Annotated in this window: 22 protein-coding genes and 1 pseudogene; 15 read left to right on the plus strand and 8 right to left on the minus strand. The window is 66.2% G+C overall.

Features of this window, described 5'->3' with window-relative positions:
- Positions 1-19: 19 nt before the first annotated feature.
- Both ACFFGH_RS16880 and ACFFGH_RS16885 read left to right on the plus strand, forming a co-directional pair.
- A complete protein-coding gene (locus ACFFGH_RS16880; protein WP_386670391.1) occupies positions 20-853 on the plus strand; it encodes a polysaccharide deacetylase family protein in 834 nt (277 codons plus the stop codon).
- Positions 854-1,285: 432 nt separating this feature from the next.
- A complete protein-coding gene (locus ACFFGH_RS16885) occupies positions 1,286-2,710 on the plus strand; it encodes a S8 family serine peptidase (RefSeq protein ID WP_386670393.1) in 1,425 nt (474 codons plus the stop codon).
- 169 nt (positions 2,711-2,879) lie between these two features.
- On the opposite strand, the gene ACFFGH_RS16890 is transcribed toward ACFFGH_RS16885, so the two are convergent.
- The 3 genes from ACFFGH_RS16890 to ACFFGH_RS16900 form a co-directional block, all read right to left on the minus strand.
- On the minus strand, positions 2,880-3,575 hold the full coding sequence (locus ACFFGH_RS16890) for a methyltransferase domain-containing protein (RefSeq protein WP_386670395.1): 696 nt from the start codon (positions 3,573-3,575) through the stop codon (positions 2,880-2,882).
- On the minus strand, positions 3,572-4,183 hold the full coding sequence (locus ACFFGH_RS16895; RefSeq protein ID WP_386671259.1) for an SGNH/GDSL hydrolase family protein: 612 nt from the start codon (positions 4,181-4,183) through the stop codon (positions 3,572-3,574). Before ACFFGH_RS16895 ends, ACFFGH_RS16890 begins: the two co-directional genes overlap by 4 nt.
- Before the next feature lie 73 nt (positions 4,184-4,256).
- Positions 4,257-5,507 (minus strand): aminotransferase class I/II-fold pyridoxal phosphate-dependent enzyme, encoded by a 1,251-nt coding sequence (locus ACFFGH_RS16900; protein ID WP_386670397.1) that lies wholly within the window; start codon positions 5,505-5,507, stop codon positions 4,257-4,259.
- Between the two features lie 180 nt (positions 5,508-5,687).
- Here ACFFGH_RS16900 and rsgA point away from each other — a divergent pair, with 180 nt between their 5' ends.
- From rsgA to ACFFGH_RS16920, 4 genes are all read left to right on the plus strand, one after another.
- Positions 5,688-6,806: a ribosome small subunit-dependent GTPase A gene (rsgA, locus tag ACFFGH_RS16905; protein WP_386670399.1), complete on the plus strand. Its 1,119-nt coding sequence runs from the start codon at positions 5,688-5,690 to the stop codon at positions 6,804-6,806.
- 223 nt (positions 6,807-7,029) lie between these two features.
- Entirely contained in the window at positions 7,030-8,241 is a 1,212-nt protein-coding gene (locus ACFFGH_RS16910) for a flavohemoglobin expression-modulating QEGLA motif protein (RefSeq protein WP_386671261.1), read from the plus strand.
- Between the two features lie 161 nt (positions 8,242-8,402).
- Positions 8,403-10,691, plus strand: coding sequence for an NADP-dependent malic enzyme (locus tag ACFFGH_RS16915; RefSeq protein WP_386670401.1), 2,289 nt, complete (start codon positions 8,403-8,405; stop codon positions 10,689-10,691).
- Positions 10,692-10,698: 7 nt separating this feature from the next.
- Entirely contained in the window at positions 10,699-11,685 is a 987-nt protein-coding gene (locus tag ACFFGH_RS16920; protein WP_386670403.1) for a glycosyltransferase, read from the plus strand.
- 3 nt (positions 11,686-11,688) lie between these two features.
- On the opposite strand, the gene ACFFGH_RS16925 is transcribed toward ACFFGH_RS16920, so the two are convergent.
- A complete protein-coding gene (locus ACFFGH_RS16925) occupies positions 11,689-12,525 on the minus strand; it encodes a glycosyltransferase family 2 protein (RefSeq protein ID WP_386670404.1) in 837 nt (278 codons plus the stop codon).
- 90 nt (positions 12,526-12,615) lie between these two features.
- Here ACFFGH_RS16925 and ACFFGH_RS16930 point away from each other — a divergent pair, with 90 nt between their 5' ends.
- Positions 12,616-13,395: a class I SAM-dependent methyltransferase gene (locus ACFFGH_RS16930; RefSeq protein WP_386670406.1), complete on the plus strand. Its 780-nt coding sequence runs from the start codon at positions 12,616-12,618 to the stop codon at positions 13,393-13,395.
- A gap of 82 nt (positions 13,396-13,477) precedes the next feature.
- Here the strand turns inward: ACFFGH_RS16930 and ACFFGH_RS16935 are convergent, their stop codons facing one another.
- From ACFFGH_RS16935 to ACFFGH_RS16950, 4 genes are all read right to left on the minus strand, one after another.
- Positions 13,478-13,690, minus strand: a complete 213-nt coding sequence (locus ACFFGH_RS16935; RefSeq protein ID WP_386670408.1) for a hypothetical protein — start codon at positions 13,688-13,690, stop codon at positions 13,478-13,480.
- Between the two features lie 259 nt (positions 13,691-13,949).
- Positions 13,950-15,035: a S41 family peptidase gene (locus tag ACFFGH_RS16940; protein WP_386670410.1), complete on the minus strand. Its 1,086-nt coding sequence runs from the start codon at positions 15,033-15,035 to the stop codon at positions 13,950-13,952.
- A 76-nt stretch (positions 15,036-15,111) separates the two neighbouring features.
- Positions 15,112-16,734, minus strand: a complete 1,623-nt coding sequence (locus tag ACFFGH_RS16945) for a M56 family metallopeptidase (protein ID WP_386670411.1) — start codon at positions 16,732-16,734, stop codon at positions 15,112-15,114.
- Positions 16,734-17,120, minus strand: a complete 387-nt coding sequence (locus tag ACFFGH_RS16950; protein WP_386670413.1) for a BlaI/MecI/CopY family transcriptional regulator — start codon at positions 17,118-17,120, stop codon at positions 16,734-16,736. The genes ACFFGH_RS16945 and ACFFGH_RS16950 overlap by 1 nt, the downstream gene beginning before the upstream one ends.
- A gap of 414 nt (positions 17,121-17,534) precedes the next feature.
- On the opposite strand from ACFFGH_RS16950, the gene aceE reads away from it, so the two are divergent.
- The 8 genes and pseudogenes from aceE (at position 17,535) to ACFFGH_RS16990 (ending at position 25,547) form a co-directional block, all read left to right on the plus strand.
- On the plus strand, positions 17,535-20,243 hold the full coding sequence (gene aceE / locus ACFFGH_RS16955) for a pyruvate dehydrogenase (acetyl-transferring), homodimeric type (protein WP_386670414.1): 2,709 nt from the start codon (positions 17,535-17,537) through the stop codon (positions 20,241-20,243).
- A gap of 38 nt (positions 20,244-20,281) precedes the next feature.
- Entirely contained in the window at positions 20,282-21,520 is a 1,239-nt protein-coding gene (locus tag ACFFGH_RS16960) for an RES family NAD+ phosphorylase (protein ID WP_386670415.1), read from the plus strand.
- A gap of 139 nt (positions 21,521-21,659) precedes the next feature.
- Complete coding sequence (locus ACFFGH_RS16965; RefSeq protein WP_386670417.1) at positions 21,660-21,821, plus strand: hypothetical protein; 162 nt, start codon at positions 21,660-21,662, stop codon at positions 21,819-21,821.
- A gap of 462 nt (positions 21,822-22,283) precedes the next feature.
- Positions 22,284-23,120 carry a hypothetical protein gene (locus ACFFGH_RS16970; protein ID WP_386670418.1) on the plus strand — a complete coding sequence of 279 codons (837 nt, stop codon included), beginning with the start codon at positions 22,284-22,286 and terminating at the stop codon, positions 23,118-23,120.
- Positions 23,117-23,632, plus strand: a complete 516-nt coding sequence (locus ACFFGH_RS16975; protein ID WP_386670420.1) for a hypothetical protein — start codon at positions 23,117-23,119, stop codon at positions 23,630-23,632. The genes ACFFGH_RS16970 and ACFFGH_RS16975 overlap by 4 nt, the downstream gene beginning before the upstream one ends.
- Positions 23,633-23,811: 179 nt before the next feature.
- Positions 23,812-24,083, plus strand: a pseudogene (locus tag ACFFGH_RS16980) (efflux RND transporter permease subunit); the annotation flags it as partial.
- A gap of 128 nt (positions 24,084-24,211) precedes the next feature.
- Positions 24,212-24,865: a HupE/UreJ family protein gene (locus ACFFGH_RS16985; RefSeq protein ID WP_386671263.1), complete on the plus strand. Its 654-nt coding sequence runs from the start codon at positions 24,212-24,214 to the stop codon at positions 24,863-24,865.
- A gap of 19 nt (positions 24,866-24,884) precedes the next feature.
- Complete coding sequence (locus tag ACFFGH_RS16990; RefSeq protein WP_386670421.1) at positions 24,885-25,547, plus strand: transmembrane anchor protein; 663 nt, start codon at positions 24,885-24,887, stop codon at positions 25,545-25,547.
- The last annotated feature ends 80 nt before the right edge of the window (positions 25,548-25,627 follow it).

The raw sequence follows: 25,627 nt of genomic DNA on the forward strand, positions 1-25,627 counted from the left end.
GCGTGGCATCATCCCGCGCATGTCGACCCCGTTCCTGCACCGGCCGCCGCGTTTCCCGCATGCCTGGCTGGGGTTTCTGGTTGGCTCGCAACTCGTCGTCGCCTGGTTCTGGTGGCGGCTGGGTGCGGGCTGGGGCGTGCCGCTGATGGTGGCCTCGCACCTGCCGTTCTGGTGGGGCACGCTGCGGCCCGGCTCGCAGTTGTTCAGCCCGGTGCTGACCCGGCTGCCCATCGACGAGCGCGTGGTCTGGCTCACGATCGACGACGGCCCCTCCGACGACACGCCTGCGCTGCTGGACTTGCTCGATGCGCACCGGGCGCGGGCGACGTTCTTCCTGGTTGGCGAGCGGGCGGTCGCGCGTCCCGAGCTCGTGCGCGAGATCGCGCAGCGCGGCCACGAGATCGCGAACCACAGCTACAGCCACCCGCAGGCGTGGTTCTGGGCGCTGGGGCCTGTGCGCATGCGGCGCGAGGTCGACCGTGCGCAACAGGTACTCACGCAGCTGGGCGGTACGGCGCCGCGCCGCTTCCGTGCCGTGGTCGGCATGGCGAACCCGTTCGTTTCCGCGCCGTTGAAGGCGCACGGGCTCACGCGTACGGGCTGGACCGCGCGCGGCTTCGATGCGGTCGCGGCCGATCCCGCCGCCGTGGTCGCCCGCATCGAGCGCGACCTGCGACCGGGCGCGATCGTGCTGCTGCATGAAGGCGCGCGCCATGAGCGCAACGTCGAAACCCTCGCGCTGCTGCTGCAGCGCCTGGATGCGCTCGGTTACCGCGCGATCGTGCCGGCTGTGGCGGAAGCGGATTCGGCTTCGGCATCGACTGCCGCCTGCATCGGGCCCGGGTGCGGCTGAGCCGCTTCGCGCACGCACCGCGTCCGGGCGTTGCGTCAGTGCTCATCGCCGGACCGGCATTACAAGCCGCACCAACGAGCTGATGCAGGCCAATGCACGGGCCACGAAGCTCCTCAGCTGCGGCCGCTTGCCTGTTCATCTTGCGCACGCTTGCGGCTGCGGCGCGTTCGAGTCTGCCCATAGCAGGCCGAAGCGTCCAGGTCGCTCTGTTCCAAGCCTGTAAGCCGTGGCGAATACCCCGCACCCGCATCGCGAGCTGCTTCAACGCATCGGGCTGGCAGGACCGGTCACGGAAGCGGCCGTAGCCCTGCTCCTGGTTAGCGTGTGTTGTGCATCGCAACTTGAGCGTGATCCCGATCACGGTTAGGGTCGGTCGTGGCCGCTGTATTTGCGCGCCGTCGCCGTCTTCATCCGCCGCACGAAGGGGAATACATGAACTTTCTTGGTCGAGCCATCACGCTGGCTCTGGGTACCGTTGGTTTCGTCGCATCCGCACAGGCAGCCACGTTCGTCGTGACTGCGAACGGCAGTTCCTTCGACACCAAGCTTGCGCGCAAGGTCGAGGCGGCCGGTGGCAAGGTGACCGCGCGTCTGCCGCAGATCGGCGTCGCGATCGTCGAGTCCGACGACACCGGCTTCGCCGCACGTGCAAGCCGCGTCGCAGGCGTGCATTCGGTCGCGAAGGACGTGGTGCTGCAGTTCGACGTGCCGCCGGACACCGAGTCGGTCGGCAGCGACTTCGCGAATCCGCCGAATTCCAGCGATAACGATCGCTTCTTCGACCTGCAGTGGGGCCATGCGGCCGTCGACGCGGCCGGTGCCTGGAACAAGGGTTACCGCGGCGCCGGCGCGAAGGTCGCCGTGCTCGACTCGGGCATTGCCTGCGCGCACCCCGACATCGCGTCGAACCTCATCCAGGCCGATTCGGCTTCGTTCGTGCCGGGCGAGGATTTCTGCCTCAAGCGCGTCAACGCGTTCAACCACGGCTCGCACGTTGCCGGCACGATCGCCTCGCCGGACAACGGCATCGGCACGATCGGCGTGGCACCGGAAGCGAAGCTGATCGCGGTCAAGGTGCTGTCCGAAGTCACCGGCAGCGGCAGCTTCAGCGGCATCATCCAGGGCCTCGTGCACGCAGCCGACCGCGGCGCCGACGTCATCAACATGAGTCTTGGTGTTCGTGGCGGTCTGCAGGTCAACGGCCCGGGTGCGAACGATGTGCGTGAGCTCGTGAACGCGACCGCCCGTGCGACGCGCTACGCCGCCAAGCAGAACGCCCTGATCGTGGTGTCGGCCGGTAATGACGGCCGTGACCTCGACAAGGACAGCAGCACCGAGGTGTGTGACGCCGACGGCTCGTGCTTCAACGCGAACCTGCGTGCATTCCCGGGCGAACTGCCGGCGGTGCTGACGATCGCGGCAACCGCTCCGATCGGCTGGGCCAAGGACACCAGCGGCAGCCTCGACTACCTCGCGAGCTATTCGAACTACGGCCAGTCGGCGATCGATTTCGCCGGACCGGGTGGTGATTCCTCATACCCGGGCGACGACACCTGCACCGTGGCTGGCCTGGCGCGTCCGTGCTGGGTGTTCGACCTGGTGTTCAGCGTCGGCGGTTACCGTCAGGCGGCGGACGGCTCGCTGATCGCGTCGTACAACTGGACGGCCGGTACCAGCATGGCCGCTCCGCACGTGTCCGGCGTCGCGGCGCTGATCATCGGCAAGAACGGTGGCGAGATGGCCCCGGCCGCGGTCGAGCGCGTGCTGCGCGCCTCGTCCGACGACCTCGGCAAGCCCGGCAACGACAGCCTCTACGGTGGTGGGCGCGTCAACGCCTCGCGCGCGGTAAGCCAGTAACGAAGACCACGGCTGCGCCGCTCCGGCGCAGCCCGTATCGCAATACAAAGGCCGCCCTTTCGGGGCGGCCTTTTTGTTGATCGGGTGGGCGCATTCCAGTCGGGCCAGGCTGATGCCAGGCTGCGAGCCCGTTACCCGCTCGCTCGCGACAGAGGCCAGTGACGCGGCCTCAACCCGCTCGCGTCGCCACCACGCGCCAGTTGTTGAACGGCGTGTTGCCGTACAACGGGATGAACTCCGACTGCAGCCCGGCCGCATCGAAACGCGAACGCAGCAGCTCGGCCGTCGGCAGCTGCAACGGCGTCGCATGCATCCAGCCGACCACGCGCGAGAACAGATCGACTGCACGCGTGATGCGCGCGCGGCGGCTGCCGTCGGCCAAGCCGGTGCGGATCACCAGCCGTGCGCCGGGCGCGAGCATCGCAATTGCGGCATCAACCGCGCGCACCTGCGCGGCCTCGGGGATGAACTGCAGCACGTCCAGGATCGCGACACTGCCGCGGTGCTCGGGAATCACGCGCGCAAGGTCCACGGTGTCGAACGCGACATCGCCAAGCTGCGCGCGCGCCGCGACGCGTCTGGCGCGGGCGATCTTCGCCGCGTCGCTGTCCACGCCGCGGTACGGCATCGACAGCCCGGCCGCGCGCAACGTGTGCGCGAGCAGTCCCAGGCCGCAGCCCATGTCCAGCAGCGGCGCATTGCAGCCGCGCAGCACATCGCACACGCCCGGATACAGCGGGTCGGTGCCGAGCTTGGTGCGCGTGTAGTAGTAGTCCCAGCGGTTACCGAGCGGATGCGCCGGCAGGAAGCTTGCGGCGATCGCGTGCGCATCGCCGCGCGCGAGGGGCTGGTAGCTGGTCGTCATCGTGACAGCAGCTCGCGTGCGACCGGTGCGATGCGGTCGGTCCACAGCGTGTACATCGCGCCGGACGGATGCAGCCCGTCCTCGACGAGCATCGCAGGCTCCACGCCGCGTTCGCGGCTGACCGGCGTGATGTCGACGAATGCGATGCCGTGCGCGGCGCTGATGTCGCGCGCGGCCACGTTGTAGGCATCAAGTTCGTTCGCGATGCGCGCCGGGTCCTTGCCGTTCGCGGTCGCAAACGGGGTCACGCCCCAATCCGGAATCGACACCACCAGCACGCGATCGGCGCGTCCACCGGCAAGGCGCTGCGCACGCTCGAGCACGGTGGTGAACTGCGAGCGGTAGTCGCCGACGCTGCGGCCGCGGTACTGGTTGTTGACGCCGATCAGCAGCGTCACGAAATCCCACTGCCCCAGCGGCTCGGCCGCGTCCATCGCCGCGAGCAGCTCGTCGGTGGTCCAGCCGGTGGTGGCGATGATGCGCGGGTCGCCCAGCGGCACGCCCTCGGCGCGCAGCGTACGCGCGAGCTGCACCGGCCAGCGGCCGTCTTCGGGCACGCCTTCGCCGATCGTGTAGCTGTCGCCGAGTGCGAGGTAATCCAGCGTCATGCGGTCGTCCTGTCCTTGGGAAGTCGCGCAGCCGGCCAGGCCCGCGAACGCGAGCAGCAGGCCCGCAAGCGGGTTACGCCACCGCGGCATGCGTGTTGCCGCCGGCCTGCGCGCGCCGGTCGAGCACGCGCTCGATGCGTGCGAACACCTCGCGCAGCTCGTCCGGCTGCGGCAGCAGCGTCACCCGGAACTGCGTGCGCTCGCGGCTGTTGAAACTGGCGCCCGGCACGACGAGCACGTTCTCGGTTTCCAGCAGTTCGAGTGCGAAACCGTGATCGTCGAAACTCCGCGCGGCGTCGCCGGTCACGGTCGGGAAGCCGTACAGCGCGCCGGCCGGCGTGGTCATCTGCAGGTGGCGGCTGACCGCGACGCTCTCGACCACCGCGCGGCGCGCTTCATACAGGCGCCCGCCCGGCGCGCACAGCGCGTTGATCGTCGCCTCGCCGCCGAGCGCGGCCTCGATTGCAAACTGGCCCGGCACGTTCGCGCACAGGCGCAGTGCACCGAGCAGATCCATCGCATGGTGGAAGTCGCCGATCGCGCGCACGTCGCCGCTCAGCAGCGCCCAGCCGATGCGCCAGCCGCAGGCGCGGTAGACCTTGCTGAGGCCGCCGAAGCTCAGGCACGGCACGTCGCCGGCCAGCGGCGCAAGCGGCTCGAACTTCGCGCCGTCGTAGACGACCTCGTCGTAGATCTCGTCGCTCATCAGCAACAGCTGGTGCCGCGCCGCGATCGCGACGATGCGCTCGAGCAGTTCGCGCGGGTAGACCGCGCCGGTCGGGTTGTTCGGGTTGATCAGCACGATCGCGCGCGTACGCGGCGTCACCAGCGATTCGATCTCGTCCGGATCGGGCAGGAAGCCGTTTTCAGCGCGGCAGTGGTAATGCACCGGGCAGCCATCGTTGAGGATCGTCGCGGCCGTCCACAGCGGGTAGTCCGGCGACGGCACCAGCACTTCGTCACCCGGATTCAGCAGCGCGCGCAGGCTCAGGTCGATCAGCTCGCTGACGCCGTTGCCGATAAAGATGCGCTCGGGCGAGGCGTTCGGCGCGCCGCGGCGGCGGTAATGCGCGGCGAGCGCTTCGCGCGCGACCGGCAGGCCCTGCTGGTGGGTGTACGGGTCGGTCTCGTCGATACGCCCGGCGATCGCGCGCTGCAGGTGCTCGGGGGCGCGGAAGCCGAACGCGCCCGGGTTGCCGATGTTGAGCTTGATCAGCCGGCGGCCCTGCGCCTCGAGTTCGCGTGCGCGGCGGGCGAGTTCGCCGCGGATCTCGTAGCGGACTTCGGTCAGGCGTTCACGGGTCTTCAGGGCGGGGAAGGACATGCGCAGCAGCCGAGGCCGGAAAGACGCGCAGCCTAGCAAAGCCGGGCAATGGCGTCGGACTGCCGATCCCGGGATTTGGGAGCCGCCGAGCAGAAATCGCCGCCCATCGCCGGCCGCCCTCGCGTGCAGTCGCGCATGCTCGGACTAGAATCGGGGCATGACCCCTGCCCGCCGCACACCATGACCTTCGACCTCGCCTCGCTGCAGGCGATCGGCTGGGCCGTCGACGACACAGGCCAGCCGATCGATGCAAGCTGGCGAGAAGCGCTGCAGGCGCATCCGCAGGCCCGCCCAGCGCGGGTCAGCGAGCAGCACCGCAGCGGCTACATCGTTGCCGACGCGCCCGATACTGCGTTTCCCGTCGAATCGCTGCCCGAGTGGCAACGCCCGCGTTTTCCCGCCGAGCAGCGCCCCGGTGTCGGCGACTGGGTGCTGATCGAGGATCTCGACACGGCGCCGCCGCGCATCGTCGCGCTCCTGCCGCGGCGCTCGGCGATCAAGCGCGGCGCCGCCGGCGACCATTACCGCCAGCAGCTGATCGCCGCGAACGTCGACACCGTGTTCGTCGTCTGCGGTCTGGATGCCGACTTCAACCCGCGCCGCATCGAGCGCTACCTGCTGCTGGTGCGCGGCGGTGCCGAGCCGGTCATCGTGCTGACCAAGGCCGATCAGGCCGGCGCCGATGATCCGTCCGCGGTGCCCGAAGCCGAAGCCACGCTGGCCGAGCTCGCCGAGCAGGGCATCGCGGTGCGCGCGGTCAACGCGAAGGACCCGGCCAGCGTCACCGCGCTCGCGCCGTGGCTCGGGCCCGGCCGCACGATCGTGCTGGTCGGCAGCTCCGGCGCCGGCAAGTCGACACTGACGAACACCCTGCTCGGCGAGCAGCGCATGAGGACCGGCGAGGTGCGCGAAAGCGACGCGCGCGGCCGCCACACGACCACACATCGCGCGCTGATTCCGCTGTCGTCCGGTGCATGCCTGATCGACACGCCCGGCATGCGCGAGCTCAAGCCGACCGGCGAGGAAGACGTCGCCGAGAACTTCGCCGACGTCGAAGCGGTCGCCGCGAACTGCCGTTTCCGCGATTGCGCGCATGCGAAGGAGCCCGGCTGCGCGGTGCGCGCGGCGATCGAGTCTGGCGAGCTCGACTCACGGCGCTTCGCGAATTACATGAAGCTCAGCGAGGAGGTTGCCGGCGCGGCCGACAAGCTCGCCGGGCGCCGCGCCGAGAACGCCGAATCGAAAGTGCTCGGCAAGGCGGTCAACAAGCGCCTGCAGGACAAATATGGCCGACGCTGACCACGACCGGCGCAGCGGCGTGATCGACCGCCGCCGGCTGGCTTCAGTCGAAGCGGGCGCGGCCGTTAGCTTCCCTGAGGCCCGTGACGCGGCGGCCATCCCGGCCGCGCCGGTCGACGGTGCCGGGGAGCACGCCGTGTCCGCCCGCCTGGCCCCACACCTGCCCGAACCCGAAGCACTCACCGCGCCCGAGATCGCCCACCACGCGGCGCTCGACGCGCGCATGGTGCAGGCCGCCCGCGGCATCAAGCTGCTGACGCTGGCCAGCTGGCCGGCCGGCGTCGAGGCGACGTTTCTTGGGGCCTACCGTCGTGGCGAGGCCACGCTGCCGCGCATCGATTACCCGCAGCAGGATTTCAGCCACGCGCGGCGTGAACTCGACGCGGTCGCCCGCGAGGCCGACCGCGACCACCCGCTCGGCGCCTACCTGATCGATTCGGCACGCAGCTGGGCCATCGCCGCCGAGCTGGCCGAATCGCTCGGCACCGAAGCCGTCACCGCGCATTCGATCCGCCTTTACGGCCGCCCCGACGAGGCGCTGCCCGGCAACGGGCCGAGCACGCGCGAGGCCGCCCGGCATTTCATCTCGATCGCCGACGAGCTCGACCACGCGCTGCTCGCGCCGTCCGAGCAGGTGCCGATCTCGGCGACCTCGCTGTGGCTGCAGCTGCAGCGCGCGCTCGATGATTTCTTCGACGGCCGCGTGATCGAGGTCGTGCTCGATCCGGACCTGATTTCCAAGGCCGCGGCCGGCGCCACGCGCATCCGCCTGCGCGCGGGCGCCGCGTTCAGCGATTACGACCGCGACCAGCTGCTGCAGCACGAAGCGTTCGTGCATTCGATCACCGCGCTCAACGGTCGCGAGCAGCCGGTGCTGCAGAGCCTGTCGCTGGCCTCGCCGCGCACGACCGCGACCCAGGAAGGCTTGGCGACGTTCGCCGAGCAGATCACCGGCAGCATCGACATCGGCCGCATGAAGCGCATCAGCCTGCGCATCGAGGCCGTCGCGATGGCGCTGGACGGGGCCGATTTCATCGAGGTGTTCCGCTACTTCCTCAATGCCGGGCAGACGCCGGCCGACAGCTTCGGCTCGGCCCAGCGCGTGTTCCGTGGCGTGCCAACCACCGGCGGCCATGCGTTCACGAAGGACACCGTGTACCTGCGTGGCCTCGTGGGCGTGCATACGTTCTTCCGCTGGGCACTGCAGCAGCAGAAGCTGCATCTGTGCCGCTGGCTGTTTGCCGGCAAGATGACGCTCGAGGACGTGATCCGCTTCGAGCCGCTGTTCGAATCCGGCGTGCTCGTGCAGCCGCGCTGGCTGCCGCCGTGGATCAAGCGTGCGAACGGCCTTGCCGGCATGCTCGCGTTCTCGTTGTTCGCCAACCGCATCCGCCTCGACGCGATCGCGCACAGCGACGACTTCGTCGACCTGTAAGTCAGGCGCCGCGCGTGTTGTAGCGCAGCCGGCGGCGCATTCCATGCGGCGCCGGACGGTCGCGTGCCGCGCCGCATCGTGCGTGCACGGCGCCCGTTGCCGCACGGCCTGCCCACGTCGCTGCCGTTAGAATCGGGCCCTCGTTCACGCCGCCCGGTCCGATGTCCAATTCCGACGATTTCAAGCAAGCCGCGCTCGATTACCACCGCCTGGCCCCGCCGGGAAAGATCAAGGTCACCGCGACCAAGCCGATGGTGACCCAGCGCGACCTCGCGCTCGCGTACTCGCCGGGCGTGGCCTATGCCTGCGAAGCGATCGTCGCCGATCCGAACCAGGCCAGCGCGCTGACGGCACGCGGCAACCTCGTCGCGGTGATCAGCAACGGCACCGCGGTGCTGGGCCTGGGCGACATCGGCCCGCTGGCCGGCAAGCCGGTGATGGAAGGCAAGGGCGTGCTGTTCCAGAAGTTCGCCGGCATCGACGTGTTCGACATCGAGATCGACGAGCGCGATCCGGACAAGCTGGTCGACATCATCGCCTCGCTGGAACCGACCTTCGGCGGCATCAACCTCGAGGACATCAAGGCGCCGGAGTGCTTCATCGTCGAGCGCAAGCTGCGCGAGCGCATGAACATCCCGGTGTTCCACGACGACCAGCACGGCACCGCGATCATCGTCGGCGCCGCGGTGCTCAACGCACTGGAAGTCACCGGCAAGAAGATCGAGGACGTGCGCCTCGCGACCGCGGGCGCGGGCGCCGCGGGCATCGCGTGCCTGGACATGCTGGTCGCGCTGGGCATGAACCCGCTGAACATCATGGCGGTCGACCGCGACGGCGTGCTGTACACCGGCCGCGGCAACATGGATCCGGACAAGCAGCGCTACGCGCGCGATACCGACAAGCGCACGCTCGACGACATCATCGAAGGCGCCGACATCTTCCTCGGCCTGTCCGCGGGTGGCGTGCTGAAACCGGAGATGGTCGCGAAGATGGCCGATCGGCCGATCATCCTCGCGCTCGCCAACCCGTACCCGGAAATCCTGCCCGAGGACGCACGCGCCGTTCGCCCGGACTGCATCATCGCGACCGGCCGCTCGGACTACCCGAACCAGGTCAACAACGCGCTGTGTTTCCCGTACATCTTCCGCGGCGCGCTCGACGTCGGCGCGCAGGAGATCGACGAGGCGATGAAGCTCGCCTGCGTGCGCGCGATCGCGAAGCTCGCGCGCATGGAGGCCACCGACCTCGGCGGCGCCTACGGCGGCGAAGTGCCGAAGTTCGGCCCGGATTACCTGATCCCGCGCCCGTTCGACCCGCGCCTGCTCGTGGTGCTCGCGCCCGCGGTTGCACAGGCGGCGATGGACTCGGGCATCGCCACGCGTCCGATCGCCGACATGGCCGCGTACGAGGAAAAGCTCGGCCAGTTCATCTACCGCACCGGCCTTCTGATGAAGCCCGTGTACGACCGCGCGCGCAGCGACCGCAAGCGCGTGGTCTATGCCGAAGGCGAAGAAGAAACCGTGCTGCGCGCGGTGCAGACCGTGATCGACGAGGAGCTCGCGTTCCCGATCCTGATCGGCCGGCCGGACGTGATCGGCAAGCGCGTCGAGCGCCTCGGCCTGCGCATGCGCCCGGGCGTGGATTTCGAACTGACGAACATCCACTCCGACCCGCGCTTCGACGAGTACTGGCAGACCTATCACCGTCTAACCGAACGCCGCGGCGTGACGCCGGCCGCCGCGAAGAACCTGCTGCGCTCCCGTCCGACGTTGATCGCCGCGCTGATGGTCGAGCGCGGCGAAGCCGACGCGATGATCTGCGGCATCGTCGGCCGCTTCCACAAGAAGCTCGGCTACCTGCGCAGCGTGTTCGATTTCGACCGCGGCGTGACCGGCACTGCGGCGCTGATGGGCGTGATCAACGACCAGGGCGCATGGTTCTTCCTCGACACCCACGTGCAGCTCGATCCGACCGCCGAGCAGATTGCCGAAGCGACGTTGCAGGCGAGCTACCGGCTCAAGCTGTTCGGCGTCGAGCCGAAGGTCGCGCTGCTGTCGCACAGCAATTTCGGCAGCCACGAGAACGCCTCGGCCGCGAAGATGCGCCGCGCCTACGAAATCATCCGCCAGCGCGCGCCGCGCTTGAACATCGACGGCGAAATGCAGGGCGACACCGCATGGGATTCGGAGCTGCGCACGCGCATCTTCCCGAACACCACGCTGACCGGCCGCGCGAACCTGTTCGTGATGCCGAACCTCGACGCGGCGAACATCACCTACAACCTGATCAAGGTGATGACCGACGGCGTCGCGCTCGGCCCGATCCTGATGGGCCTGGACAAGCCGGCGCACATCCTCACGCCGGCTTCGACGCCGCGGCGCGTGGTCAATATGACTGCAATCGCCGCGGTAGACGCGCAGATCCGCGCCGCGCGCGGGCGCGACGGCTGAGCCGGTGTTGGACGGCCCCACAGCGGATGCACGCCACCGCGCGAGCATCCTGCTGCTGAGCTGGCGCGATGCGGCCTTCATCGAGGAGGCCGTGCGCGGCGCGCTGGCGCAGACGGTGGCGTGCGAGATCGTGGTCTCCAACGACGCGTCGGGCGACGCGACGCACGAGCGCGCCTCGGCGCTGCTGGCCGGATACGAAGGCCCGCATTCGGTGAAGGTGCGCTGCAACGAGCGCAACCTCGGCGTCGCCGCGCATGTCAGCGCGACCGTGCCGCTGACGCGCGGCGAGATCATCGTGATGATGGCCGGTGACGACGTCTCCGTGCCGCATCGCGTCGAGCGCGTGCTGCAGGCGTTCGATGCGAATCCCGGCGTGATGGCGCTGGCCTCGCAGTTCGATGCGATCGATGCCGAGGGCCGGCCGGTCGAGCTGCACCTGCCGTTCCGGCGCGAGCGCTTCGGGCTGGACTACTTCGTCAGTTCGGGCCGGCTGATGGGTCTGCTGGGCGCGACGCTCGCGTTCCGGCGTGAGGTGTTCGACCGTTTCGGGCCGATCCGCGGGCCGATCGAGGACAACGCGCTGAGCCTGCGCGCGGCATTGCTCGGCGACTGCCTCAAGCTGCGCGAGCCGCTGGTGCGGTATCGCCAGCACAGTGGCAGCGTCAGCGCCGACGTGTTCGCCAAGAGCGGCTCGAAGGACGACGCCAAGCGCCGTCGCTACCAGCGCACGATCGACTTCTACCGCGGCACCGCGGACGACCTCGAGCATTGCCTCGCGCAGCTGCCGGACCTACCCGAAACGCGGCGCCGGCTCGCGCGCGACATACTGGCGATGTACCGCATCGAGGCCGATGCGCGCGCGGCGATGCTCGATGCACCGCGGATGGCGTGGATCGGCCCGATCCTGCGCGGCCTCGGCCAGCGCGGTCTGCGCCGCAAGAGCGCCGAGCGCGCGCTGAAGCTGCTGCTGCCGCGGCGCTTCGTCGGCGTGTAGCCGTCAGGCTGCAGTCTGTGCAGCCGAAAGAGACGTCTGGGCGTCGTGGACGCCGCTGAACAATGCTACGTGTCTGTCGAGTCCGCGCGCGCACCGAACCGCGCGCGTCTCAAGCGTTCGACGTAGTAGCCGGTCGTTGGGGATTTCTTCGGTAGGGGGCACGCCGTCGGGCCAGCGTGTCCGGTGCCATAGGTGCACGGCAAGGCCAGCGAACTTCAGCTGGCGCCGCTCGACGCCGACGTGGCGCAGCCGCGCGGCGAGGTCGTCGTCCTCACGGCCCCAGCCTTCAAAATCTTCGTCGAAGCCATTCACTCGATCGAGGTCGGCACGCCAAATGCCCATGTTGCAGCTCATGACGATTCCTCGTTCGCGGGCGAGCTTCCGTGCGGCAAGCCAGGGCCAGTGGATCGCGTGGCGGCGCTTGTACTTGCCAGGCATGAGGGGAGAGAAGCGCGGCGCGGCGCCTGCGAGTAGGCGTCGCGTCTCTCCGGGCGACGCATTCAGACGGCCGCCCTGCAAGTAGGTGCCGGCACGGGCTAGTCGCACGTGGTCGGCGATGAAGTCCGGATGCAACACCATGTCGCCGTCCACATAGATCACATATGTGCCGGTACAGCGTGCGGTGCCAAGGTTGCGCACGCGTGCTGCACGGAAGCCGGCGTCAGGTTGCCACACGTGGTGCAGCGGCACCGGGAACTCACGGGCCAAGCGCCGGACGAGCGCTCCCGTCTCCTCGCGTGAGCCGTCGTCCGCGACCACGACATCGACCGGCAGCACGCGCTGCTGCGCAATGCTCCCTAAGCACAGTGCAAGCGCCTCCTCCCAGTTGTACGTGGTCACGACGAGGCTGGCGGTAGTTGTCATGCAGAGCCGCGACGGTCCGGATGGGCTATACACTACCGGCCCGATCGCCTTATGGCATCCGGCCAGATGACCGATTCACCCGATCCACTCGACAAGGCGCATGAACGCGCTCGCAACTTCCGTGATGCGTTTGGCGGTGAGGCGGATCTCAGCACCTACCAAGGCATCCCCATCTTCGCCGCGCCCGGATTACACGAACTGGTCGCGCGGACGATGTTGGACGCGGTGCCGCCGGGCAATGATGTGCGTGTGCGTGTGCTCGAGCTCGGCGCTGGTGGCGGCGCATTGAGCCAGCGGCTCGTCGATCTGGGTTACGCGCTTACGGCGAGCGACTTGTTTGTCGAGCGCTTTGCTCCGCGCGAACACGTGCCGTTCCATCCGCTCGACCTCAACGGTGTGTTCTCGACGCAGCTGCCGGAGCGCTTCGATGCGCTGGTCGCGCTCGAGCTGATCGAGCACCTCGAAAACCCGCACCACTTTATGCGCGAGTGTTTCGCGATGCTGCGGCCGGGCGGCACGATGGTGGTGTCCACGCCGAACCTCGCCAATCCGGTGTCGCAGGCGATGTTCGTGCGTGAGGGGGTGTTCCAGTGGTATCGCGACGAGGACTACCGCGAGCAGGGCCACATCAGCCCGATCGCGCCGGTCGTGTTGCGCCGCTGCTGGACCGAGGCGGGCTTTGCGCTGCAGTGGGAAGGCAGCGTCAGCAATGCCTGGCGCCGGGTGCGCAAGCTGCGCACCGCCGGAACGTTCGCGCTGGCGAGCCTGATCGCGCTTGCGTCCGGCACGCCACGCGCGCTGCGCGGCGAGGTGTATCTGGCCCTACTGCGAAAGCCTGCGAGCTGATCGTCCGCAGGCTTCGCCTGATGCGGCCGCGCCGGGAGGGCATGCGCGGCCGGGGTGGCACTTCGAACGGTTGGTCATCGGATCAACCGAAACGGTAGCGCGGCGCGGTCCAACCCGAGGCGGCGCGGGCGGCAGTGGCGTAGCCCGTGCGCGCGGTCGCGTAACCGCTGCTGGAGCCATAACCGACGCCGTAGTCGCGTTCGCGGCGGGTCGGGCGGGCCACCATTGGCAGCACATTGGTGCGGTTGGCGGGGCGCGGCAGGGAGGTCGAGAAGAGCGAGGTCAGTGCGTTCATGGCGGGGTGTCCGGGTCGGTGTGGGTTGGTGTGTTGGTAAAGTACAACACCAGAACGACCCCGCCATGGGCCGGAAGTCACCCCACCGATGGGCTACCCCTGATCCGGCCGCTCCGGCCGTGGCCCGGCCCGCTTGAAGCACTCGGGTTGGGCGGGCGGTTCGCACGCTGGGGCCGCTTGCCCAGTGCCCGCGCGAACCGGTGCGGTGAAGCAACGCCGACAGCACGCCCGGGCGAGGCGGGAACCCCGGAATGCAACTTCAGTGCGGCGCCGAATACACCGGCGCGTCCTCCTTGCCGGCTTCCACCTTTGCGAGCACCTGCTGCAACTCCGACTTTTCGTCGGCATCGGCTGACGCCTTGATCAGGTCCCGCAGGATCGCCACGTGCGCGGTTCTGCGTGCATCGGCCGCCGGCACCGCGATGTCGGGTTTGACGCCGACATGCTCCCAGTTCGTCTTCGTCACCGGGTTGATCGCGCGTCCATCGGGAATGAACGCGGCGAAATCCGAGCCCAGCGCGTACATGTCGCCCGGATTCGATCCGCCACCGGTGCTCTCGCCGACGGTCACGCCGCGCTTTTGCGTCTGGAAGTTGTATGCGCACTCCTCGCCGCCGGAGAACGTGCGCGCCGAGGTCAGCACGTACACCGGCCTGGTGTAGCGCGGCTCCACCGCCGGGTGGGTCCAGTACTGGCGCGTGCTGTTGCTGGCCCGGCTGTAGAGGTCGTTGAGATGGCGCTGGTCGCCTTTCTCGAAGAAGTGACTCATCAGGTAGGCGACCGCGCCCGGATCGCCCCCGCCGTTGCGCCGCAGGTCCAGGATCAGCGCATCCGTGCCCGACAGCACCGTCATCGCCGCCGACAGTGCCTCGCCGACCAGTTCGGCCGGGCCGAAGCCGCGCAGTTCGAGATAGCCCACGTTGCCGGGCAGCCGCGCGATGCTGTCGATGCCATAGCCATCGCGCACGATTTCCCGGCGCATCGCCTCGTATTCGGCCGCACTCGGCTTCTGCCCGGCCGGGCGCGGCTTGAAGCCGGGCGCGTAGATGACGTCGAAGTGCCCGTCCTTGCCGAACGCGCGCATGTCCTTCGCAAGCGCCTTCGAAAATGCCTCCGCGTCGTTCGTGCCGGCATAGGCACCCGCCGCCTCGCGGGCCCGCAGCGTGGCCGCGAGCGTCTTCGCCGCGTCCGGAAACACGTACTTCGCCTGCAGCTGCTCCGCGAGCCGCGCGACCACCGCCTGTCGCTCGGCCGCGGTGATCGGCTTCGACCCCGCACCGGGCTGCGCACCGGCAAGCGGGGCAAGGCACAGCAGGACGGCGACGGCGAGGATGCGATGGTGCATGGGAACTCCATTTCATGAACGCGGCGCAGCCGCATGGCGTTTCTACTAACAGATTAGTACTTTGGCGCAAAAAAACTCATCGGGCAGGGCCCTTCAACTCGATGGTCTGCAGCGACCACTTCCGGCCATCGAGCTGCGCAATCACATGCACGTCCGCGCGTCCTTTCGGCCCGGTCAGTTCGAACGTGGCGTCCACGTCCGCGCCCGGTGACGCGCCGCCGTCGATATTGATGCTCCCCTCGACGTCGTTCGATGCCAGTGCGATCGGGCTGCCGAGCTTGGCGACCACGCCCGGATCGTTCGCCACCACGCGCAGCAGCGACCGGAACACGGCCGTGTCGGCAACTTCCGGCGGTGCAGGGGGTGCGGGCGGAGCCGGTGGCGCAGGAGGTGCAGGTGGCGCATCCGCAGCGAACGGTGCCGGTGGAGCAAGCGGCGCTGGCGGTGCGGGCGGGACGGGCGGCGCCGGCGGCACGCTCAGGCGGGAAACCTCCGCGATCCAGTTGCGCACGCCCGTATCGATCGGCCGCACCTGGCCGTCTTCCTTGTAGAACTCGGTCAACCGGCCCTGCGCATCGACGCTGCCGCGGTAGTAGCGCTGCCTGTCGAGGCCGTTCGCGGTGATCTCGCGCGTATCGCCGGGGCGCAGCACGCCGTCGGTGGTCGACATGATGTGGATGTTCGGGCGCGCGGTGCCACTGATGCCGACCTGCGACACCAGCAATGCGCCCGTTGCGATCAGTACGGCAAGGCCGGCGCGTGCGCCCCAGCGGCTGCGCGCGGGCGGTCCGGATACCAGACGGGTAATGCGTTTCATGAGTGAGCCTCCATGGGCTGGGAGAACTAAATCAGGGATTACCAGGTGCGGGGAGGGATGCCGCTGACGCTCGATCTGCACGAGCGCCTCGGCCAGCGCGATGGCGTCTCCGCACGCCGCCACCGCAAGATCGTCACAGGCGTGTTCGCGTTCCTGCCGGATGCGCCGGCCCAGCCACCACGCCGCGGGATGGAAGAACAGCAGCGACTCGATCACGCACTGCAGCCCGTTCCACAGCCAGTCCATGCGCGCGACATGTGCCAGCTCATGCGCAAGCAGCGCTTCGAGCTGTTCGCGCGGCAGCTGCGTGATGAGCGACAGCGGCAGCCACACCACCGGCCGCAGCAACCGCGCCGTGAACGGGCCGACCACGTCCGCCGACAACCGCACCGCGACCTCGCGCGTGATGCCCATCGCCGTGCGCAGCGCTTCAACGCGCCGTTGCCACTGCGCAGGCAGCGCCTGATACGGATGCCGCTCCAGCGCGCTCACCAGCCGCCAGCCACCGAAGTGCCGCAGCAGCATCAAGCCCACGCCTGCCAGCCAGATCAGTGCCAGCGCGATCGCGACGGGGCTGGACTGCTGCACGAACACGCCGGTCGTCGCCTCGATACGAGGCGCGGTGATCGCCTGCAGCACACCCGCATTGACGTCCACGGGTGCGACCTGCCAGAAGCGCAGGAACATCGAGGCCGGCACCAGCACCATCGCAAGCAGAAAGCCCATCGCGACCGTATGCCGCGCGGCCGCACTCGAACGCGCCATCGCCGCCAGTGTCAGCCATGCAGCAACACCCAGCAGCGCGTCCTGCCACAGCGCATGCAGCAGCGCCGTGGCAAGCGCCGGTGCGAAGCCGAACTGCAGGGCGGCCAGCGTGTCCATCAGCGCTTGCGCTTCGCTTTCGCCTGCGCGATGAGCTTGGACATCGCATCCAGCTCTTCCGGGCTGGCGATGTCGTCATCGATCGCGCGCTGCACCAGCGTCAGTGCCGATCCCGAAAACGCGCGGCGCATCAGGTCCTTCAGCAGCGAGGCCTGCACCACCGGCTCATCGTGCACCGGCACGTAGGTGTGGCTGCGCTCGGATTCGTCGCGCGTGACCAGGCCCTTCTCGGCCATGATCGTCATCATCTTCAGCACCGTCGTGTACGCGGTGTCCTTGTCGCGCGAGAGCACCTCGTGCATTTCGCGCACGGTCATCGCTGCCTTGCGCGACCACAGCACGCGCAGGATCGCCAGTTCGCCTTCGGTGGGGTTGGGGGTGGACATCGACAGCCTTTGGTGGGTCTACGGCGTCATTAGTACTAACAGCTTAGTAGTTCGTCAACCCCTTCGTTCGCGATGGCATCCGTAGGCGCCCGCCCGTCTGCAAACTCATCCGCCGCCATCGCGCACGAAGGCGCTCGGCAGCTTCGTCATCCATAGACCGCATCGCCCCCTGCAGCGAGTCATCGCATCGCCGCGCCCTTCAGCACCACCACACGCATGCGCACAGTCGCGCGTTGTCAGCGCACTGCTCCGCTCCCCACGCGCCACAGCCGGCAAACCCCGCGCGCTGCGCGCCCAACCGCGCATGACAGCATTCGTTTTCATCGAATCAATGCGGCCGGAATGCTTGAAACCCGCTGCTAGAATCGGGCCTTTCCCCGTCTGACGAGGCGCGGCCACGGGGCCGCGATACGCATGAGCCAAGACCAGCTGCCGCCGAGCGCGTTCAACGACCTGCTGCACGACGATCCCGATCCGATCGAAACCCGCGAGTGGGTCGAATCCGTCCAGGCCGTCATCCAGCGCGATGGCCCGCAACGCGCGCACCAGCTGCTTGAAGGCATGGTCGAGGTCACGCGCCGCGCCGGTGCGCACCTGCCGTTCAACCCGACCACCGAATACATCAACACCATCCCCGCGCACCTCGAGGCCAAGAGCCCCGGTGACTCGGCGATGGAGTGGCGCATCCGTTCGATCCTGCGCTGGAACGCGCTGGCAATGGTCGTGCGTGCCAACCGCAAGCCCGGCGAGCTCGGCGGCCATATCGCCTCGTTCGCATCCAGCGCCACGCTCTACGACGTCGGCTTCAACCACTTCTGGCGCGCGCCCAGCGAAGACCACCCGGGCGATCTGCTCTACATCCAGGGCCACAGCTCGCCCGGCATCTACGCGCGCAGCTTCCTCGAAGGCCGCCTGACCGAAGACCAGCTCGACCACTTCCGCATGGAAGTCGACGGCCGCGGCATCAGCAGCTACCCGCACCCGTGGCTGATGCCCGACTACTGGCAGACCGCCACCGTGTCCATGGGCCTGGGCCCGATCAGCGCGATCTACCAGGCGCGCTTCTGGAAGTACCTCGAAGGCCGCGGCCTGATGCCGAAGACCGACCGCAAGGTCTGGTGCTTCCTCGGTGACGGCGAGACGGACGAGCCCGAGAGCCTCGGCGCGATCTCGGTCGCCGGCCGCGAAGGCCTCGACAACCTCGTCTTCGTCGTCAACTGCAACCTGCAGCGCCTTGACGGTCCGGTGCGCGGCAACGGCAAGATCATCCAGGAACTCGAAGGCCAGTTCCGCGGCGCGGGCTGGAACGTCATCAAGCTCGTCTGGGGCAGCTACTGGGATCCGCTGCTTGCGCGCGACACCACCGGCAAGCTGCGCGAACTGATGATGGAGACCCTCGACGGCGAGTACCAGAACTGCAAGGCGTTCGGCGGCAAGTACACGCGCGAGAACTTCTTCGGCAAGTACCCCGAGACCGCCGCGCTGGTCGCCAACATGTCCGACGAGGACGTCTGGCGCCTCAACCGCGGCGGCCACGACCCGCACAAGGTCTATGCCGCCTACCACGAGGCCAGCAAGGCCAAGGGCATGCCGACCGTCATCCTCGCCAAGACGGTGAAGGGCTACGGCATGGGCGCGGCGGGCGAAGCGCTCAACCCCACGCACAACACCAAGAAGCTCGACAACGACGCCGTGCGCCTGTTCCGCGACCGCTTCAATATTCCGGTCAGCGACAAGCAGCTCGAAGACGGCGCGGTGCCGTTCTACCACCCGGGCAAGGACTCGCCGGAAGTCGAGTACATGCTCGAGCGCCGCCGCGCGCTCGGTGGCTTCCTGCCGCAGCGCCGGCCCAAGTCCACGCAGACGTTCGAAGCGCCCAAGCTCGAAGTCTTCGACCGCCTGCTCAAGACCACGGGCGATCGCGAGATCAGCACCACGATGGCGTTCGTGCAGGCGCTCAACATCGTGCTGCGCGACAAGCAGGTCGGCCCGCGCTGCGTGCCGATCGTCGCCGATGAAGCGCGCACGTTCGGCATGGAAGGCATGTTCCGCCAGCTCGGTATCTACGCCCCGCGTGGCCAGCAGTACAAGCCGGTCGATCGCGACCAGCTGATGTACTACCGCGAGGACGCGGCCGGCCAGGTGCTCGAAGAAGGCATCACCGAAGCCGGCGCGTTCTCGTCGTGGATCGCCGCGGCCACCAGCTACAGCGTCAGCGACCTGCCGATGCTGCCGTTCTACATCTACTACTCGATGTTCGGCTTCCAGCGCATCGGCGACTCGGCCTGGCAGGCCGCCGACATGCGCAGCCGCGGCTTCCTGCTCGGCGCTACCGCCGGCCGCACCACGCTCAACGGCGAAGGCCTGCAGCACGAAGACGGCCACAGCCACGTCATCAGCGCGACGATCCCGAACTGCCGTTCGTACGATCCTACGTTCGCGTACGAAGTCGCCGTGGTCCTGCAGTACGGCATGCAGCGCATGCTCGCCGAGCAGCGCGACGAGTACTTCTACATCACCCTGATGAACGAGAACTACGCCCACCCGGACATGCCCGAGGGCGCGGCCGACGGCATCATCAAGGGCATGTACCTGCTCAAGGACGCCGGCAAGCCGAAGAAGGGCGAGCTGCGCGTGCAGCTGCTCGGCTCCGGCACCATCCTGCGCGAGGCGATCGCCGCGGCGGAACTGCTCGACAAGGACTTCGGTGTCACCAGCGATATCTGGTCCTGCCCCAGCTTCACCGAGCTGGCCCGCGACGGCGCCGACGCCGAGCGTTACAACCGTCTGCACCCCGAGGGCGAACAGCGCAAGGCTTACGTCACCGGGCTGCTCGAAGGCCGCCAGGGCCCGGTGATCGCCGCCACCGACTACATCCGCATGTACGCCAACCAGATCCGCGAGTACGTGCCGATGCGCTACAGCGTCCTTGGCACGGATGGCTTCGGGCGGTCGGATACGCGCGATAACCTGCGGCGGCATTTCGAGGTGGATCGGTTCCACATCGCGCATGCGGCGATTGCGGCGCTGGCGGCGGAGGGGAAGATGACCTCTAAGGATGTCGCGAGGGCGATCAAGCAGTACAAGCTGGAGGTGGAGAAGCCGAATCCAGTGTCCGTGTAAACAAAAGGCGGCCCCGGCCGCCTTTTTTTGGGTGGTGTATGTCTGGCTCAATTTGCTACCGCTGTATCGATGACGCTGCACTTGCGAATATCGTTCGACAAGAGGGAGAGCGTTCGAAGTGCACCGTATGCGGGGGGCGGAGGCGGGCATTCGATACAGCAACGCTTGGTCGACGAGTTGCCGACGCAATCCGCGAGAACTTTCGACTTGGCACGGAACTCAGGATCTTCGCCGACGCGGACGACGATCGCGGTTATTTTGAGCAGCAGGGAGACGCGCTGACCGACGTGGTGCAAGAGGTCCTAGGCCAGTACTTGCCTAACCACGACGAGATCGTGGACGCGGTGGTCGACTCCGATGACTACTGGCCGCCCGACGGGGATGAACCCTTCTTTGATGAAGGGTTCTGCTACGAGCCAATCGGGCCGGACGTGTCTCACATGCATGTGGAGTGGCGACGGCTTCAGGCCGAGCTCAGGCACGAGCGTCGCTTCTTCAATGCGGCCATCAGAACGTTTTTTGATGGGTTGTTCGAAGGCCTGGAAGGACTAGGTGCGTCCACCAGTTTGCACACTGATACAGTCGAACGCCCGGTTCGACGACTGCCCGCCAATACCCTGCTGTTTCGCTTTCGTGCAACAAACGGATTCGATCTGACCCAGCAGATCTTCCGAGAACCAGCGCAGCACATGGGAGCCCCGCCCCCAGATAAAGCACGCGATGGCCGTATGAACGCTGAGGGCGTTCCTGTCTTTTATGCGGCAATGGAAAAGGAAACTGCGCTTGCAGAAATGCGGCCAGCTATCGGAGCGAGCTACGTTTACGCGCAGTTCGCCACAACCAAGGATCTTGTTGTGCTGGACTTCCGCTTGCTTGAGCGGGCGCGCAGTCACGAGGTTCTTAGCTATTTCCAAGAGGATTACAGTCAGGAGCTAAGTAGGCGTGCATTCTTAAGGCGCTTTCATGCGCAGATTGCGAGACCGATCGTCCCGGGGCGCGAGTCGGAATACTTGATCACGCAGGCTATGCTCGAATATCTGACGAGCGAGCGCACACCGCGAGTAGATGCCGTCCTGTTTAATTCAGTGCAGAAGGCCGGCGGGACAAACATAGTGCTTGTCCCACGAGCAACTGAATTTCCCGTCTGTTACGTCCAAGATAGCGTGGGGCTGTGTGACGTAACAGGTATTACCTATTCTCACGTTGACGTCGCAACATACGTGCATGCCGGTCGCCTCCATATCGGCGAGGATAGCGACGACTCTGACTGGTGGTAGTGCCGACGAAACAGGGGTCAGAGTGCTGTTTCGATCCAACTGCAAGCCGGTCTGCGACTTCATGTCGCCCCGTGCTGCACCTTGCGCGCGCACCACCAGCGACACCGCCTAATCCCTTTTGCTGGCTCGCTCCAGCCGCATGAGCGCTGCGTTCTACGTCGCGATCGCGCTGCCCTTTTCCGCCGCGCGCTCAAAGCCGGCGAGCGCCATGTCCGGGCATGGGTACAAGACGGCCCACTCGGCCGCCACGCATCAGCATTTCCAAAACAAGGCCAACGTGATTCTTCTCCCAGTGCGCTGAGAAACACAGTCTGATCTGTGATGTTGACGCTGGACCGCCTGCTGCTGCATGTCACGGGGATACCGACTCGCGGCAGTCGGACCATCGTAGCCGTCCGCAATCGGGACCCCGCTAAAGCCGTACCAGCGCCTCACCGCTGCCGGGAAATGCTGCACTGCACGTCTAAAAGCAAACTAACCCCTTTGACCCGAAGCCAAAGGCTTGACTGCTGATCCCACCCGTCCAACGAAGAAGGTGGCGATTCCTTGTGTTCGCGCATGCTGACTGCAGTGTCAACAACCAGGCAATTCCAACAGCCGGCCTGTCAATCACTTTCGCGGATACAATCGCCCCAATCAGTCGAGATGACGCTGTCGTCGAGGCGCTTTGCGGTCCAGTTGACGTAAGGACTTGTGCCTGTGGACTGCAACGTCGATGTCGCCCCGGGGCGGCCGCGCCTTGGCGTTAGCGATGGGGAATTGAATGCCGATCGAATGGTTTACAGCTGCTAGGTACGGATTTACTGCAGCTAAAGCTGGCTATGATTACCGACATGCTGTCCAGAGGTACTGGACCAAGGCAAAGGCATTTGCGGATAGAGGCGAAACGCAGATCGTTATAACAGGCTCGCCCGGTGCAGGGAAAACAGTCCTTATCGGACAAATGCACGGTAAGGCGCGAACTCTGTACTACGAAAATCCGGACGCCTCTCTTGGTGTGGAAACCGATGCAATTCAGTTCGGTCAGTGGGGCAAGCTCGTTCGCACCCTTCCTGGCCAAACGAACTTGCGAACTGCGGGTGAAATCGACGTCTACACCAACAATACCAGCCTTGAGGGCGTGATACATGTTGTTGACTGGGGCTATTCGGCGCCTCGCACTCCTGCCGTTCTAGCATCACTGGTGAACAAGGATGGCATAAGAACGATTGACCAGCTGCGAGAATACAATCTGCGTATCGAGTTGGACTCGCTTAAATTTGAGCTGGCGAATATACGCCGATTGTTTTACTCGAAGCGAAGGCCAAAGTGGCTTGTTATTGCGGTAAATAAGGTCGACTTGTTTTACAACGATGCAGATCGCTCCCTGGTGTACTACCACAAGGATGGTGAGGGGCTGTTTGCCTCTGCGCTAAAGTCACTCGAAACTGATCTGGGCGCTTCGCACCTAAGGATAGAGACAATTCAGGTGTGTGCTAGCGAGGAGAACTTTGAGTACAACGGACATAAAGTTGCGTCCTGTCTTGAGCGGGGGCAAAAGGACAAGATCTTGCGCGATTTCGTGAATTCTGTAGCAATAATTGCGGAATCTAACCAATGACGATTCATGACGAACTTAAGTCAGAACGTTTCGCTGAGCTCGAGGCCCTCTTTAGGTTGGCAGAGACGTCCACGGAAAACCTCGACAAACTGGAGGCTGAGTTAGATCGTCGAAGGGTGCTTGGAATAATTTCACTGCTGGTGGGCTACGTTCTGATTGCCGTTGCCTTTGCGGCGCTTTATCTCGTTCAGAAGAGTTCTACTGCCCAAGAGGGGCATTTATTTTATTATGTGGCTGCCGGGACCTCAATGGCTCTCGGAATTTACCTTTCTTATACTGCTTTTCAGTTCGTTCGTCGCAGGGCTGCTCTGGCCAAGGAAAAGAGGGTAGAGATCGATATCCAAAAGCGGCTATTCGTCTTGATAGACGAGCAGATGCATCGGGCGATAGCGTATGGCGCGATGTCTCCGGTTACTCGGGCAACGTACGAGATCCGTGCGCGACGAATGTGGCGAGCTGACGAGATTGGTTTTTCCGGATGGTTCGCGGAAACTCGTTCGTCTAGTTCCTAGCCAGTATCGGTGTCAGGTTCAATTACCCGAAGGCCGCTCGACCTCCAGTCGAGCTTTCGACTTCATATCCCCCTGAGCGGCACCGCGTTCGAGTAACACCAGTGCCGCTGTCCGGTCGCCTTCCAAAAACGGGGTCAGGTTCACTTCTTCAAGAACTCAACCTGACCCCGTTTCTTGACCCCGTTTCTTGTCGGCTGCGTCGGTACGCTCTAACCCGCGTGTGGGCCGTGCTCATGACCTCGTGGATAGCGAGTTTGGGCTTCCTCCCGATGGCGCTCGGAGTAGGCACGGGTAGGGAGGTTCAGCGTCCGATGGCGACCGTCGTGATTGGCGGAATCATCTCGTCAACCTTGCTCACGCCGCTCGTCCGGCCGCGCTCTACCGGCTCATCCAGCGCCGCGAGAGCATTGGGCTTGCGGGCGTTGACGCCCCCGTGCCGGCACGCGGCTGAACCTGTTCGCGCTTTTCACGCGTCACCTTCGCTCACGAGGACATCAAGCGATGCACCTGTCTCTTCGAACGATGGCGTCAGGACCTGGTGACCGGGAAGGCCGGCTCGCGATCCTGCTCACTCTAGCGATGCTGCTGCTGTCGCTTGCTGGCGACGCGTTTGCGCATGCGGTGGCCGAGGGCGACAAGGGCTACATCCAGGAGATTTCCGGCGCTCATCCGATCCCCTTTATGTACCTGGGCGCCAAACACATGGCCACCGGGTATGACCACATCCTGTTCCTGCTCGGAGTGATTTTTTTCCTCTATCGGTTGAAGGACATCGCGCTGTACGTGACGCTGTTCGCGATCGGTCACTCGACCACCATGCTGCTCGGCGTGTATTTCAACATCGGCATCAACAGCTACCTGATCGACGCGGTCATCGGCCTGTCGGTGGTCTACAAGGCGATGGACAACCTGGGCGCCTTCCAGCGCTGGTTCGGCTTCCAGCCGGACACGAAAGCGGCCACCTTGATCTTCGGGTTGTTCCACGGCTTCGGTCTGGCCAGCAAGATCATCGACTACGACATCTCTCCCGACGGGCTTGTGCCCAACCTGCTTGCGTTCAACGTCGGCGTCGAGATCGGGCAATTGATGGCGCTGGGAGCGATCCTCATTGCGATGGGCTTCTGGCGGCGAACGGTCAGCTTTTGGCGCCATGCCTATACCGCCAACGTGGCGATGATGTGCGCCGGTTTCATCCTGATCGGGTACCAACTCACCGGTTACTTCGTCACCTGACACGTAGGAGCTAGGCACCATGCACAACATTGACAAGCCGAACGATGCCGACCTGCCGTCGACGAGAAAGCTGCTCCGCTCAACCCTGCTGGCACTCGTGGTCGCTTCGGTAGTGCTGGTCGCCGTCGTGCTGCCGGCCGAGTACGCCATCGATCCCACAGGTATTGGACGCGCTCTGGGCCTTACCGAGATGGGGGAGATCAAAGCCCAGCTGGCGAAAGAGGCCGCGGCCGACGCGGCCGCCGATGCGACCGGCCTGGATGCGGCAACACGCACCGTTAACGCGCCCGTGGCACCCCCTGCGGATGGCGTCGCGCGAAGCGGAACCAGTGCGCCTTCAGTGGTTGCACCTGCCGCGCCAGGCGAAGACTGGCGGGACGAAATGCGAGTGGTCCTGCAGCCCGGTGAGGGCGCCGAGATCAAGCTGGTCATGAAGGCGGGCGAGCAGGCTGAGTTCAGCTGGGCTGTGCAGGATGGAACCGTGAATTTCGATGCGCACGCCGACGGTGGCGGCCAGTCCATCAGCTATGAGAAGGGTCGAAGCGCACGATCCGACGCAGGGGTGCTCAAGGCTGCCTTTGACGGGAACCACGGCTGGTTCTGGCGCAACCGTGGCGATGCTCCGGTTACTGTCGTTCTGCGGGTTCGCGGTCAGTACTCCGACATCAAACGCCTCGTCTGAAAAACGCGGGTTTCAAACCCATACCCCACGATGGCTGTCCCAACGCGGGGATTGACCATGCGGCCGAGCTGCCGCGCTGC

Source organism: Lysobacter korlensis, from assembly GCF_042434515.1.